Genomic DNA, 12127 nt, shown 5'->3' with positions numbered 1-12127 from the left:
CCAGATACTCTGTTTGGCGCCTTACAGGGCGTTTGCGTCTTTGGCGCCCAGCCGCGATCCGGCCACGTAGTACTTGCCGTTCTGCGCCCGCACCCGGGTGTACCAGCCGCGATCGTCCGGGGCGAGGCGCGTCAGCCGCCATTTGCCCGCGTCGCTTCCCGCCTGGCTTCCCGCTTCGCCGATCAGCACCGCCCCCTTGTCGCCGACGGCGATCCAGCGCTTGCCGTCCCAGGCCACATCGAAGAGATCCTCGTCCGTGGCCTTGCCTGCCGGCTTCCATGTCGAACCGCCGTCGTCGCTGACCAGCACGATTCCACTGAGCCCGACCGCCACTGCCTGGCCAGCATCGTTGAACCGCACGGACATCAGGCTTTGCTTGACGGGACTTGCAACGCTGGTCCAGCTTTCACCGCCGTCCGCGGTAATGCTGATGCGACCGAATTCGCCCACGACGCAGCCGCGCCGGCCCTGGAGCGCGATGCCGTTCCACGCGGCGTCCTCGCCCTGCACCGGCGCTTCCCAATGTTTCCCGTAGTCGCGCGAGCGCATCAGCACGCCCCCGCTGCCGACTGCCCAGGCGCTGCCGTCCTGGTTCGTCTGCACCCGCATCAGCTTGTTGCCTGCGGCCGCTTTCGGCGTTTGCGCCGCGGTCCAGCTTTGCCCCGCGTCATCGGTCGTGAGGACCACGCCCTCGTTGCCGACCGCGACCGCGCGGCGGCTGTCCCACGCGGCGATGTCCTGCAGGGTTTCCTGGCCAGGGGCGGCTTGCCGGCGCCAGCTGGTGCCGGCATCCGTGCTGTAGAGAATCTTGCCGTTGGAGCCGGCGGCCCACAGGGCGCCATCGGGCAACGTTGCAATGCCGTAGAAGGCATCGCCCCGCTCGACGAGCGGCTGTTCCACCGCGTTACCAACCGGCTTCGGCTTGACGAACAGACCGGCATACAGCAGCCCGCCGATGATGACCACCGGCATGCCGGACAACATGATGCGTTTGATGCGTTTCATGATTCACTGCTTCATCGTGAAAACTTCGACGGAAGAAATCCGCTGCGAACGGTATGCGAACCGATTTCAAGGCGAGCGTCGCCCTGCCGGCCTGCAGCACATTTCCTTTGGGCGCAGCTCACCCTGCAGGGTGGTTCTGCGTCGTTTCAGCTTGATTGGGCGATGGCCCGCAGGCATTGCCGCGCGTGGGCACGGCAGGCCCACGTAGGCGAGCGCCAGGCGGGATCAGGCGCCGGTACGGCTACCGGCCGTTGGATGGCATGGTCATGATGTCTCCTGCGGATGCGCGATGCGGGGGCACCGGTATCTCGATTTTTTTTAATGGATGGGTGGTCCTTGCCGGACCTGCCGTGCCGTGTGGCGCGCGCCTCAGCCAGTCGCCACGCGGCTCGCCGCTGCCAGGGCCTTCTCCAGTTCCTCATGCAGGACGCGCGGGTTCGGATGCGGGGCAAACTGGAGCACGCGTTCGACCTCCACGTGTTCCAGCAGGTCGGCGCGGTAATAGGGTTCGTTGAAGATGAATGCCTCCGCCTGCTCACGTTCCTCGCAGTCGAGCACCAGGAACAGGCCACGGGGCAGCCGGTCTTCACCGCACAAGGCGCCCGCGCAGACAATGCCGGGCAGCGCCGAGATGACATAGCGGATATGGTCCGGCCGGACCTTCAGCCGCGCTTCTCCAACGCCTGCGCGGAAATTGCCGCGAACGATGTATGACATGGTGGCTCCTTCAAGCTGTTCGCGGCGATCAAACCGGCATCAGGCCGTCGTACGCACGTTGCAGCAGTGCGCGGATCGGCGCCCGTTCGAACGGGCGTGGATTGGGATACGGGGCGGCCACCACCAGGTCCGCCGCCCGGTCCAGGCCGTCGGCCGGCATGCCGATCTCGCGCAGCGAGCGCGGCACCCCCAGTGCGGAACCCAGCTCCCACATTGCCGCCGGCGCGGCAGCGCGCCCCAGCGCGCGCGCGATGCGCGCCATGGCTTGCGGCGCCGACGCCGCGTTGTAGGCCAGCGCATAAGGCAGGATGACGGTGTGGACTTCCGCATGCGGCAAATTGAAACTGCCGCCCAGCGTATGGCACAGCTTGTGGTGCAAGCCCATCTGCAGGTTGCCCAGCACGGTGCCGCACAGCCATGCGCCATACAGCGCATCGCCGCGGGCATCGACGTCCTGCGGCGCTTCGCGCAGGCGCGGCAACGCCGTGGCCAGGGCGCGGATGCCCTCTTCCGCCATCAGGCTGTAGACCGGATTGCCGTCCGGCGCGTACAACGCCTCCGCGGCATGCGCCATGGCGTTCATGCCGCTGGTCATGCTGAGCGCGGCCGGCAGAGTAAGTGTCAGCTCGGGGTCGTAGACCACTGCCCGCGGCGCGACGCGCCAGTCCCGTCCGGCCTTTTTGAGCCCCGCTTCCGTGATGCCATACAACGGCGTCATCTCGGAGCCGGCATAGGTCGTCGGCACGGCGATGATCGGCAGGTCGGACTCCAGCGCAATAGCCTTCGCCAGGCCGATGGTGGAGCCGCCCCCCACCGCGAGACAGCCGTCCGCGCCAAGCTCGGCAGCGGCGGCCACGGCTGCCCGCGCGACCTCGGCGGGCACATGCATCACGGCCTTGCTGTACACGCCGACGGACCGGTCACCCAGCAACCCGGCGATCTGGCCGCCGAGCGCGGCCTGTTCCGGGGTGGTCAGGACAAGCACGCGCCTGATCCCCAGATGTTCGAGTTCACGCGGCAATGACCGGCGTGTTCCGGGACCAAAGACTACGCGCGATGCGCGCGTTTCGTGGACAAACGGCTCCATGCTGACAACTCCGGTTTCAATCTGCTTGCGGCGCGCAGCGCGCCAATGCAATGTTTGCGAACGTAAGCTCGGGGTCGCGGATCGCGTGCTCGCATCCCGGCTCGACCACCAGCCTGACGTCGGCGCCCGCGCTACGGAACAGCCCGGCCGATTCCTGCACGCTGTCCAGCGGCACATGCGGATCCTGCGCACAGGTGGAGAGCAGCACCGGCATCTCCCGCAGATGCGTCGGCACGACCTGCCTGGGCATCTGCGGCGGCCCGATCAACCCGCCCGTGAAGGCAATCAGGGCGCCATAGCGGCGGTCCTGGCGCCAGACGAATTCGCTGCACAGGCAGGCGCCCTGCGAGAAGCCAATCAGGACTTGCGACGCGTACGGGAAGCCGAGCGCGACCAGCTCGCTGGACAGGCGGTCCAGGCGCTCCAGCGCTTGCGAAAGCCGCGGTTCGTTGCGCGACACCGGTTCTATGAAGCGCTCCGGATACCAGGTGCTGTCCGCCGCCGCCGGGGCAAACCAGGCGATATCGGACCGTCCGCTGCGGTCCACCACCATCTCCTTCATCAGCGCCGGCGACTGGCCGCGGCCATGCACCAGGATTGCCGCCACGGCGGCATCCCGAGGCGGCGCGCCAAAGACACTCACCGGCATGCGCAGGTGTGGGTTGAGTTCTGACATATGATTCGGGCCGTGTCGGGATGCGCGCGGGCGCCGGCACAGTGCCGGCCGCTCGCGCTGTTGGCGATCAGTACTTCAGCGATTCCAGCGAACGCAGGATGCTCTCGCGCTGGCTTTCGAACTGCGGCGCGATCTGCACCACGGCGCCGAGCGTCTCGTACGGTTCGTCGATCAGGAAAGCCTGCGGCTTCGACACCGTGGCCTCGAACAGGGCCCCGCTCGGGGTGCGCACGTAGATCGATTCGAAATACCCGCGATCCTTGCGTTCCGACGTGTCGGTGAAGCCAAGGCCTTCGAGCCTGCGCTTGAAGTGGTCCTGCGCAGCGTGGTCGTCGACCTGGAACGCGCAGTGGTGGACCGTACCCGAGCCATAGGTCCAGCTCGCCTGCGGCATGGCCGTTTCCAGCGCATAGTCGACGAACTTGCCGGAGCCGCCTTCGCCGAATGCATAGCGCGCGTACTTGCCGTCGCGCGCCACTTCGCGCGCCGACCAGCCGGCATCCATGAATTCCTGCGACGACTCCATCTCGCGCACATTCACCGCGATGGTGTGCAGGCCGCGGATCGCCAGCTCGGCCGGTACTTCGCCGTTGGAATACGGCTTGCGCGCATCATCGGCAATGCCGATCAGCTCGTACTCGATGCCGCACGGATGCGCGAACGCCAGCACGTGTTCGCCAAAGCGCTCGGAGCGGCGGACGTCGAAGCCGTGGTCGCGCAGCCGCTTCTCCCAGAACGGGATGGCGGACACCGGCACCGACAGCGCCAGGCTGCCGATCTGCCCCGTGCCGCGCGTGCCCTTGCGCCCGAAATGCGCCACCGGAAAGCAGGTGATCAGCGTGCTTTCCTCGCCGATATCGTTGCCGTAGTAGAGGTGGTAGAAAGGCGTGCCACCGTCGTAGATCAAGGTCTTCTTCACGCTCTTGAGCGAAAGGACCTTGGTGTGGAAGTCATAGTCTTCCTGGGCCGTGCCAACGCTCAACGTGATGTGGTGATGGCGCTGAATGGCCGGGGTAGCTTGAGTCATGATTGGTCTCCAATGGTTTGTTGTGCCGGGTGCGCGGCGCCCCCGGGGTCAGGACGCTCGCACCATCGTTCTTGCTCAGCCTGGTGTATGCGCGCCGGTCATGGCGTCATCGACCAGGTCCCAGATAAACCGGCCGGATGGGTCGCGCTGTTCTTCGGCGATATGCGCGATCAGGCCGGCAGCGCGGCTCAGCACGGCAAATCCACGCATCAGCGCCGCGGGAATGCCGATATCGCCGAGAATGGCGGCAATCGCGCCGGTGGCATTGATGGTGATGTGGCGTCCCGCGGTCTCGTCCACTTCGGTGGCCAGCAGTGCCAGCGCAGCGCATCGCTGGCCGTAAGTGCCGAGCTCGCGCGCGAGGCCCAGCAGCCTGATCGCGCGCGGATCATCCGGGCGGTGCAGGTGATGGCCAAAGCCGGGCACCGCGCGGCGGCTGGCCCGGAATTCGCCGGCAATGCGCTTCGCTTCTGCAGCTTCCCCTTCGCCCGCCGCGACAATACGGTCGAGCAAGGCAGCGGCCGGTTCCATGGTCCCGACAAACTGGCTGGCAACCGCGAGCAGACCCGCCGCCACGCCGGCCTGCAGGTTTTCCGGCGAGCTGGCGTAGATCATGCGCGAAGCAATCGCGCTGGGCGTCATGCCGTGTTCCATCAGCGTCACCAGCACGGCTTCGACGATCTGCCGCTCGGCCGCCGACGGCACCTTGCCGAAGGTCTGCTTCATGAAGACATCGACGAAGCTTGCGCGGCCGAGCAGGTCCGCCACCAGATTGTCTTCGCCGTAGTAGACCGCCTGTTCCGTGTAGTGGCACAGCTTCGTGGCGGGCGCGGGTTTCGCGTCGGTATGGGCCATCATTTGCTCCCGTTGTTCACGATGATTTCCCGGACGGCCGGCTTCAGCACCTTGCCGACCGCGCTGCGCGGCAGCGCCTCGAACAGGTGGACCTGCTTGGGGGTCTTGACCGAACCGAGTTCGCGCTTGACCAGCGCGATCAGGTCGTCGGTATCGACGTTCATCCCCGGACGCAACTGCACCGCCGCATGAACGGCCTCGCCCCATTTGGCATCGGGCACACCGACCACCGAACAATCCGCCACGGCCGGATGGGCTGACAGCACCACCTCGACATCGCTCGGATAGACGTTGAACCCGCCGGTAATGATCACGTCGCGGATGCGGTCACGCAGGAAGAGATAACCGCGCTCGTCCAGGACGCCTGCATCGCCCGTGCGCAGCCAGCCATTGACGAGGGTCTTGCGGGTCTCCGCTTCGGCGTTCAGGTAGCCGCTCATCACCAGGTCGCCGCGCACGGCGATTTCACCCTCCTCGCCGGCTGGCAGCGGCCGGCCTTCCTTGTCGACGATGGCGACGCAGGTCAGCAGTGACGGACGCCCCACCGAGGCCAGGTTGTCTCCGGTCATTTCGTCCGGGGGCAGGAAGGTGATGATCTGTGGCGCTTCGGTCTGGCCAAACGAGGTGCACACCACCGGCCCGAATGCCGACTGCGCATCGCGGATCTGCTCGGGGCGCATGGGCGCACCGCCATAGACCAGGTATCGCAAGGCGCGCAGCGCACGGGGCAAGCGGCGCTGCTCTTCCACCAGCGCCATGACCAGCGTGGGCGGTGCAAAGAACAGCGTGGCGTCGTGCGCGTTCGCGGCATCGAGCAATGCCGGCGCCTTGACGTACGCCGGGAAGATCAGCGCGCCGCCTGCACCGAGCAACGGCAGCATATAAGTCGAGGTGCCATGGGTAAGCGGCGCGGCGACGAGGTAGCGGTCGTCCGGCGTCAGTCCCAGTTCGTGGATCTGGGTGGCAATGTTCGTGTTCCAGGCTCGCAGCGGCTGGATCACGCCCTTCGGGAACCCGGTCGTGCCCCCGGTGAACTTGATCGCCTGGGCTTCGGCCAGGTCGATGCCGGCATGCGAGCGCGGCCCCATCATGACCGCGGCGGTATCGCCCGACTGCCCGGCAAGATCCTCCAGCGCACGCAGGCTGGCCGGGATGCCCGCCAGTCGCTGTGCCATCTCGCCGTCGGCCAGGACCAGCGACGGCTCGACGAACTCGACGATACGGCGCAGCTCGGGATCGCCGTTGCGCGGATTGAGCGGTACCCATACTTTTCCGGCGGCCAGGATGGCCAGGATGGCCACCAGGTGATCGACGGAATTGGCCGCCCCCACGCAAACCCTGCTGCGCGGTTGCGGGTCGATTGCCGTGAGTGCCGCAGCCCGTTCCAGGACGAGGTCGGCCAACGCCCGGAAGGACAGATCGCCTGTGGGGCTGATGACGGCCACCCGGTTCGGGTGTCGGGCGGCGGCGCGCCACAGAAAGTCGATTGGATACATGCTCTGGAAATCTCCGTAAGACCAGGACTGGGTGCCGTGCGAACTGGAACTCGACAGGCACCGCATCGATGGTCGAACTATAGGACTTTGTTCGAACAATCGAATATTAGGAGAAACCCTGCCGACTGCGATATCATGTGGCTATCCCGGCAACGAAGCCGCCGCAATCAGCGATCGCCATGGAAATCGATATCGACACCTACCCCGCCGCTTTGGCGGCCACGTCGCCGCGTCACCTGGACCTGGCGCGGACCCTGATGCAAGCCATTGCGAATGGCCAGCCTCCCGTCGGCGAACTGCTGCCGACCGAGGTTGAACTGTGCGAGAAGTGGAACCTGAGCCGCTATGCCGTGCGCCAGGCGATACAGAAGCTAAGCAGCCTTGGCATGGTGACCAAGCAGGCCGGCATCGGCACCCGTGTCGTCTCGGACCGGCCGCGGGAACGCTACCTGCAGGTCATGGACACGCCCGCCGACCTGGTCGGCTACGCACAGGGCACCACGCTGCGAACCTCTGCTTGCGAACGGATCAAGGCCGACGCCACGCAGGCCGCACTGCTCCGATGCGAGACCGGCGCATCGTGGCTGCATATCGCGGGGATCCGGTTTGGCGCCGATGCCGCGCAAGAGCCCATTGCGCTGGTCGACATCTATGTCGACCACGCCTACAGCAAGCTGCCGAAGCTTGGCGAGGTACTGAGCGCTCCCGTGTACACGATGATCGAAAAGGCGTACGGGATCAAAGTGACGCGTGTCGAGCAGGAACTGCAGGGCTACCTTGTGACTGGCCCGCAGGCCGAGTGCCTGCGGGTCGAGGACCGCTCCGCCGGGCTGCGCATCATCCGCACGTATTTCCTGCGCGACAAGGTGATCGCCGTGACCACCGGCATCCATCCCGCAAGCCGGTTCAGCTATTCGATGAGCTACCAGCTGACCCAGGAACTCAGGTAAGCGTCGAAGCAGCGGAAGGCCCCCCGGTCACGCCGCGCGCCGCTTCGATCCGTCCCCACGTTGTCCGCGCCCCTGTAGGACAGCACCCACTGAACATTCGCCACCCGCTCCATACAATGAAATGGTCCGGCGCACCGCCCGGTGCGCCGCTGGCCTGCACAAGGAGCGGAGCAATGCGAGCATCGGAAGGCTGCTGCGCCGAGGCCACCCTGGTGGGTGGCATGGACGAAGACGCCCGGGCCGCATTGCGCGAAGCAGGCCTGCACTACGTGGACGACAGCATGCCGGGCATTACCCGGCGCCGCCGCGGCAGCGGCTTCACCTATGTCGACGCGCACGGCAATCGCGTGCGCGACGCCGCCACGCTCGCCCGCATTGCCGCACTGGCCATTCCACCCGCCTATGAATCCGTCTGGATCTGCGCCGACGCCAACGGGCACCTCCAGGCCACGGGCCGCGATGCGCGCGGCCGCAAGCAGTACGTCTACCACGCCGACTGGGGCGCGCTGCGCGACACCGACAAATATGCGCGCCTGCCCGAGTTTGGCAGGACCCTGCCGCGGCTGCGCGGGCGGGTCGAGCGCGACCTTGGCCGCAACGGCATGCCGCGCGAGAAGGTCATTGCCGCGGTCGTGCGCCTGCTCGACGCCACGCTGGTGCGCGTCGGCTCGCCGCGCTACGCGCAGCAGAACCGCACCTACGGCCTGACCACGCTGCGGCGGCGGCACGTCAGCGTGCATGGCAGCAAGCTGCGGCTGCAGTTCACCGGCAAGAGCGGCATCACGCACGACGTGTCGGTCAATGATCCGCGCGTGGCCCGTGTCGTGCGCAGTTGCGCCGAGTTGCCGGGCCAGTGCCTGTTCAAGTATGTCGACAGCGAAGGCGACGTGCGCGAGATCGGCTCCGCCGACGTCAACGCCTACCTGCGCGACGTCACCGGCGGAGACTTCACCGCCAAGGATTTCCGTACCTGGGCCGGCAGCGTCCATGCCCTGGCGCTCCTGCGCGAGGCCGCACGCGCACCCGCGGCGACCGAGGCCCAGCGCCGCAAGGCCGTGGCCGACGCCATCAAGACGGTGGCGCAGCGCCTGCGCAACACCGTCGCGGTCTGCCGCAAATGCTATGTCCATCCCGCGGTCATCGACGCCTTTCTCGCCGACGCTACGGAAGGTGCCGCAGGTCCCTCCCGGACACACCTGCGCGCGGACGAAGCACGGCTGCTCAGGCTGCTGGAGAAAGCCGGCACCGCGTGACGTTCCCATTCCGGGTGTGACATGCGACACCCCCAGTCGCGCCCCTACTGAACCCACGAAAGTGCTGTTGTCACCGTTCTCGCGGCTCCGTACCGTCCACTGTACGAAAGGCGCGAAATACGGACAGTTTCCGGACACTTGCTCCGCGTTTAATTCGCCAATATGACTGGAATATGAAATGGAGCCCAATATGTCCGACTTCCGAGACGCAGTCGTACTCAATCGCTACATTGGCGAAACCCGGGCAAAGGTGAAGGCGCAGGAGAGTCGGCTGAAAAAGCTGAAGGAAGCCGGTCAGGAGGACCAGGAGGCCGACAGGTTGCTACAGGTGTTGCGAGGCGCCCTTGCCGCCCTCGAAACGCGCGCCGCACAAGCGTTGCAGACAATGAAGTGACCGCCCCGGCGGTTCCCCGCGCCGGCTTGCCTCAGTGAGCGCCAGGGCGGGGACCGAGAACGGACTGACGCTGCGCGCGCGCTTCCCACAAGCCCACTGCCAGCAGCACGCTGGTGGCCAGTCCACCGACGATCACCAAAGCTCCTTGCCTAGGCGCTCCTTTCGCTCACTTCCCGACCCGACCGGCCGCGGGGCGGCACCGCGTCCGGCTTACTTGGTCGTGTAGCCACCATTGATCAGGATGGTCTGCCCGGTGATCCACCAGCCGTCGCTCACCAGATGGCGAATGAAGGGCACCACGTCCTCGATATCGGTCAGCCCGGTCTTGCTGAATGGAGACAGCGCCGCGGCCGTCTTGTGATAGGCCTGCGCGTCATGGCTCTCCTGGCCATAGAAGAACGGCGTGTCCATCGGGCCCGGGCCCACGGCAGTGACGGAGATGCCGCGTTCGCCGAACTCCTTGGCCGCCGCCCGGGTAAAGTGCTCGACGGGTGCCTTGGTGCCGGCATAGGAGGCGTAGAACGGCGTGAAGGCGCCCAGCAACGAAGTGACCAACGTGCAGATCTTGCCGCCGTCGTTGACATGCTTGCCGGCTTCCTTCAGGAAGAAAAAGGCCGACTTGGCATTGACCGCGCTCATCTCATCGTATTCGGCTTCGCTGATCTCGACCATCGGCTTCTTGAGTACCTTGCCCACCGTGTTGATGGCGATGTCGGGGCGGCCGACGGCGGCTACGGCTTCGGCGAACAGCTTCTCGACGGCGCCGGCCGTGGTCAGGTCGGCCTGCAGCGCGACGGCCCTGGCACCCGCCTGCTCGAGGGCGGCCACCGTGGCCTCCGCGTCGGCCTTGCTGGCGGCGCTGTTGTAGTGAATTGCCACAGCCTTGGCGCCGTGGGCAACGAGGTCACGGGCGATCAGGCCGCCCAGGTTCTTGGCGCCGCCTGCGATCAGGACGACTTTGCCTTGAATGCTGTGCTTGGACATCGGGGACTCCAGTCAGTGTGGATGATGGGAGGATTCTATTGGTCATGGATTGACCGATAAACGTCAAATCACTAGATTGACTAGCCATGATTCATTACCAATCGCGCCATGGACCTGATCGACCAACTGCGCATCTTCCAGCGCGTGGCACACAGCGGCGGCTTCACTGTTGCGTCCGACCAGATGGGCCTCCCGCGACCTACCGTGTCGCTGGCCGTTCAGCAGTTGGAAGCGCGCCTGGGCGTGCGCTTGCTCAATCGCACGACGCGGCGCGTCAGCGTGACGCAGGATGGCGAGGCGCTACTGCAACGCGCCGCCACGCTGGTGGCGGATGCCGAAGAACTGGAGCAGTTGTTCCGGCCGCAAGGCATGGCGCTCACCGGGCGCCTGCGGGTTGACGTGCCCAGCCGCATCGCGCGCCGGTTGGTGGCCCCGGCATTGCCAGAGTTCTTCGAGCGGCATCCGGGCATGGTTGTGGAACTGGGCTCGAGCGATCGTATGGTCGATCTCGTGCACGAAGGCATCGACTGCGCCCTTCGCGTGGGGAATCTGTCCGCCAGCAGCCTGGTGGCGCGGCCATTGGGCCAACTACAGCTCGTCAACTGCGCCAGCCCGGCCTATTTGTTGAAGCGCGGCGTGCCCCAGTCGCCTGCGGATTTGCCCGGGCATCAAGCCGTGAACTACGTCTCGCCCACAACCGGCCGCGCCGTACCCTGGGCGTGGACGGAGCACGGGTCATCGCGGACCCTGCAAATGGATGGTGTGGTGGTGGTGAACAACGCCGAGACGTACATCGCCAGCTGCCTGGCCGGGTTGGGCTTGATCCAGATCCCAGCCTTCGACGTCCAGGAGCACCTGACGGCGGGCGAGCTGGTCGAGGTGCTGCAGGCGTGGCCAGCACCGTCGATTTCGATCCAGCTGGTCTATCCGCATCGCCGACACTTGTCGCGCCGGCTCCAGGTGTTCAGCGAGTGGTTGACGGAGGTCTTGAAAGTGGCTGTTGGCTGAAGGTTTGGAGTTTCCCGGGGGCCAGGCGGGCGGATGTCGCTATGAATTGCCAGATAATGCGATCTTTAAAGCACTCACGCCCACGCGCGTTGACAAGACCTTTTAACAGATCTATTGTTGGACCACTTAACCAGTCTATTCGGAGTGTCGATATGGAAACGATCCTTGCGAATCAATCGGTGGGAATCTCGGAACTCAAGTCGAACCCGAACCTGGTCATCGCGCACGCCGAGGAAGGCGTCGTGGCTGTGCTGAACCGCAACAAGCCAGTCGCATACTTGCTGACCGCAAGGCAATACGAAGTGCTGACGGAGCGCCTGGAAGACTACGAGCTCGCCGAGTTGGCGCGAGAGCGCTTGAACGAGCCTAGCGTCGAGGTGGATCTGGATGCGCTATAGGCTTGAGTTCAAGCTCTCAGCAAAGAGGGAATGGGACAAGCTTGATGGCGACATACGCACGCAACTCGCAAAGAAGCTGAAGGAGCGCTTGGAACATCCCCGTGTTCCAGCTGCTGCACTTCACGGCTTGCCCGACTGCTACAAGATCAAGCTGCGTGCGCGGGGATATCGGCTTGTCTACCAAGTAAGGGACGATGTTGTCGTGGTGGTAGTGCTAGCGGTAGGTAGGCGCGACGATATCTATGACGACATCCAGAGGCATCTTTCACAGTAGCCT

The 12127-nt window shown here is 65.6% G+C and carries 14 protein-coding genes; 6 read left to right on the top strand and 8 right to left on the bottom strand.

Translation table 11 applies throughout. The features are described 5' to 3' along the window. Positions 1 to 21: 21 nt before the first annotated feature. The 7 genes from ACIGJB_RS20720 to ACIGJB_RS20690 all read right to left on the bottom strand — a co-directional run bounded on the left by ACIGJB_RS20720 (position 22) and on the right by ACIGJB_RS20690 (position 6863). Positions 22 to 984, bottom strand: coding sequence for a WD40/YVTN/BNR-like repeat-containing protein (locus ACIGJB_RS20720; RefSeq protein ID WP_483734166.1), 963 nt, complete (start codon positions 982 to 984; stop codon positions 22 to 24). A gap of 390 nt (positions 985 to 1374) precedes the next feature. After that, positions 1375 to 1722: a YciI family protein gene (locus ACIGJB_RS20715; protein WP_483734165.1), complete on the bottom strand. Its 348-nt coding sequence runs from the start codon at positions 1720 to 1722 to the stop codon at positions 1375 to 1377. Between the two features lie 28 nt (positions 1723 to 1750). Beyond that, entirely contained in the window at positions 1751 to 2809 is a 1059-nt protein-coding gene (locus ACIGJB_RS20710) for a maleylacetate reductase (RefSeq protein ID WP_483734164.1), read from the bottom strand. Positions 2810 to 2825: 16 nt separating this feature from the next. Continuing rightward, complete coding sequence (locus ACIGJB_RS20705) at positions 2826 to 3485, bottom strand: alpha/beta hydrolase (RefSeq protein ID WP_483734163.1); 660 nt, start codon at positions 3483 to 3485, stop codon at positions 2826 to 2828. Between the two features lie 67 nt (positions 3486 to 3552). Continuing rightward, the gene (locus tag ACIGJB_RS20700; protein ID WP_483734162.1) at positions 3553 to 4512 is read right to left on the bottom strand and encodes a VOC family protein; all 960 of its coding nucleotides are present in this window, start codon (positions 4510 to 4512) and stop codon (positions 3553 to 3555) included. A 75-nt stretch (positions 4513 to 4587) separates the two neighbouring features. After that, entirely contained in the window at positions 4588 to 5367 is a 780-nt protein-coding gene (locus ACIGJB_RS20695) for a citryl-CoA lyase (protein WP_483734739.1), read from the bottom strand. After that, positions 5367 to 6863 (bottom strand): class I adenylate-forming enzyme family protein, encoded by a 1497-nt coding sequence (locus ACIGJB_RS20690; RefSeq protein ID WP_483734161.1) that lies wholly within the window; start codon positions 6861 to 6863, stop codon positions 5367 to 5369. Before ACIGJB_RS20690 ends, ACIGJB_RS20695 begins: the two co-directional genes overlap by 1 nt. Positions 6864 to 7042: 179 nt before the next feature. On the opposite strand from ACIGJB_RS20690, the gene ACIGJB_RS20685 reads away from it, so the two are divergent. The 3 genes from ACIGJB_RS20685 to ACIGJB_RS20675 all read left to right on the top strand — a co-directional run bounded on the left by ACIGJB_RS20685 (position 7043) and on the right by ACIGJB_RS20675 (position 9460). Further along, the gene (locus tag ACIGJB_RS20685; protein ID WP_483734160.1) at positions 7043 to 7813 is read left to right on the top strand and encodes a GntR family transcriptional regulator; all 771 of its coding nucleotides are present in this window, start codon (positions 7043 to 7045) and stop codon (positions 7811 to 7813) included. A gap of 221 nt (positions 7814 to 8034) precedes the next feature. Then, positions 8035 to 9066 (top strand): DNA topoisomerase IB, encoded by a 1032-nt coding sequence (locus tag ACIGJB_RS20680; protein WP_483734738.1) that lies wholly within the window; start codon positions 8035 to 8037, stop codon positions 9064 to 9066. A 190-nt stretch (positions 9067 to 9256) separates the two neighbouring features. Then, a complete protein-coding gene (locus ACIGJB_RS20675; protein ID WP_483734159.1) occupies positions 9257 to 9460 on the top strand; it encodes a hypothetical protein in 204 nt (67 codons plus the stop codon). Positions 9461 to 9670: 210 nt separating this feature from the next. On the opposite strand, the gene ACIGJB_RS20670 is transcribed toward ACIGJB_RS20675, so the two are convergent. Beyond that, on the bottom strand, positions 9671 to 10444 hold the full coding sequence (locus ACIGJB_RS20670) for an SDR family oxidoreductase (protein ID WP_483734158.1): 774 nt from the start codon (positions 10442 to 10444) through the stop codon (positions 9671 to 9673). 108 nt (positions 10445 to 10552) lie between these two features. On the opposite strand from ACIGJB_RS20670, the gene ACIGJB_RS20665 reads away from it, so the two are divergent. The 3 genes from ACIGJB_RS20665 to ACIGJB_RS20655 all read left to right on the top strand — a co-directional run bounded on the left by ACIGJB_RS20665 (position 10553) and on the right by ACIGJB_RS20655 (position 12124). Next, a complete protein-coding gene (locus ACIGJB_RS20665; RefSeq protein ID WP_483734157.1) occupies positions 10553 to 11452 on the top strand; it encodes a LysR family transcriptional regulator in 900 nt (299 codons plus the stop codon). 152 nt (positions 11453 to 11604) lie between these two features. Continuing rightward, positions 11605 to 11850 carry a type II toxin-antitoxin system prevent-host-death family antitoxin gene (locus tag ACIGJB_RS20660; protein WP_483734156.1) on the top strand — a complete coding sequence of 82 codons (246 nt, stop codon included), beginning with the start codon at positions 11605 to 11607 and terminating at the stop codon, positions 11848 to 11850. After that, positions 11840 to 12124: a type II toxin-antitoxin system RelE family toxin gene (locus tag ACIGJB_RS20655; RefSeq protein ID WP_483734155.1), complete on the top strand. Its 285-nt coding sequence runs from the start codon at positions 11840 to 11842 to the stop codon at positions 12122 to 12124. The genes ACIGJB_RS20660 and ACIGJB_RS20655 overlap by 11 nt, the downstream gene beginning before the upstream one ends. Positions 12125 to 12127 lie beyond the last annotated feature (3 nt).

Source organism: Cupriavidus sp. C2SS-8b, assembly GCF_057073745.1.
The sequence above is the reverse complement of the archived record's forward strand: the minus strand, read 5'-3'. Positions and strand labels throughout refer to the sequence as shown.

What these genes read in the sequence shown, in the direction of transcription:
- ACIGJB_RS20705 (WP_483734163.1), bottom strand. Translation starts at nt 3,485, where the DNA reads ATGTCAGAACTCAACCCACACCTGCGCATGCCGGTGAGTGTCTTTGGC.
- ACIGJB_RS20695 (WP_483734739.1), bottom strand. Translation starts at nt 5,367, where the DNA reads ATGGCCCATACCGACGCGAAACCCGCGCCCGCCACGAAGCTGTGCCAC.
- ACIGJB_RS20685 (WP_483734160.1), top strand. Translation starts at nt 7,043, where the DNA reads ATGGAAATCGATATCGACACCTACCCCGCCGCTTTGGCGGCCACGTCG.
- ACIGJB_RS20700 (WP_483734162.1), bottom strand. Translation starts at nt 4,512, where the DNA reads ATGACTCAAGCTACCCCGGCCATTCAGCGCCATCACCACATCACGTTG.
- ACIGJB_RS20675 (WP_483734159.1), top strand. Translation starts at nt 9,257, where the DNA reads ATGTCCGACTTCCGAGACGCAGTCGTACTCAATCGCTACATTGGCGAA.
- ACIGJB_RS20660 (WP_483734156.1), top strand. Translation starts at nt 11,605, where the DNA reads ATGGAAACGATCCTTGCGAATCAATCGGTGGGAATCTCGGAACTCAAG.
- ACIGJB_RS20655 (WP_483734155.1), top strand. Translation starts at nt 11,840, where the DNA reads ATGCGCTATAGGCTTGAGTTCAAGCTCTCAGCAAAGAGGGAATGGGAC.
- ACIGJB_RS20690 (WP_483734161.1), bottom strand. Translation starts at nt 6,863, where the DNA reads ATGTATCCAATCGACTTTCTGTGGCGCGCCGCCGCCCGACACCCGAAC.
- ACIGJB_RS20715 (WP_483734165.1), bottom strand. Translation starts at nt 1,722, where the DNA reads ATGTCATACATCGTTCGCGGCAATTTCCGCGCAGGCGTTGGAGAAGCG.
- ACIGJB_RS20720 (WP_483734166.1), bottom strand. Translation starts at nt 984, where the DNA reads ATGTTGTCCGGCATGCCGGTGGTCATCATCGGCGGGCTGCTGTATGCC.
- ACIGJB_RS20665 (WP_483734157.1), top strand. Translation starts at nt 10,553, where the DNA reads ATGGACCTGATCGACCAACTGCGCATCTTCCAGCGCGTGGCACACAGC.
- ACIGJB_RS20670 (WP_483734158.1), bottom strand. Translation starts at nt 10,444, where the DNA reads ATGTCCAAGCACAGCATTCAAGGCAAAGTCGTCCTGATCGCAGGCGGC.
- ACIGJB_RS20710 (WP_483734164.1), bottom strand. Translation starts at nt 2,809, where the DNA reads ATGGAGCCGTTTGTCCACGAAACGCGCGCATCGCGCGTAGTCTTTGGT.
- ACIGJB_RS20680 (WP_483734738.1), top strand. Translation starts at nt 8,035, where the DNA reads ATGGACGAAGACGCCCGGGCCGCATTGCGCGAAGCAGGCCTGCACTAC.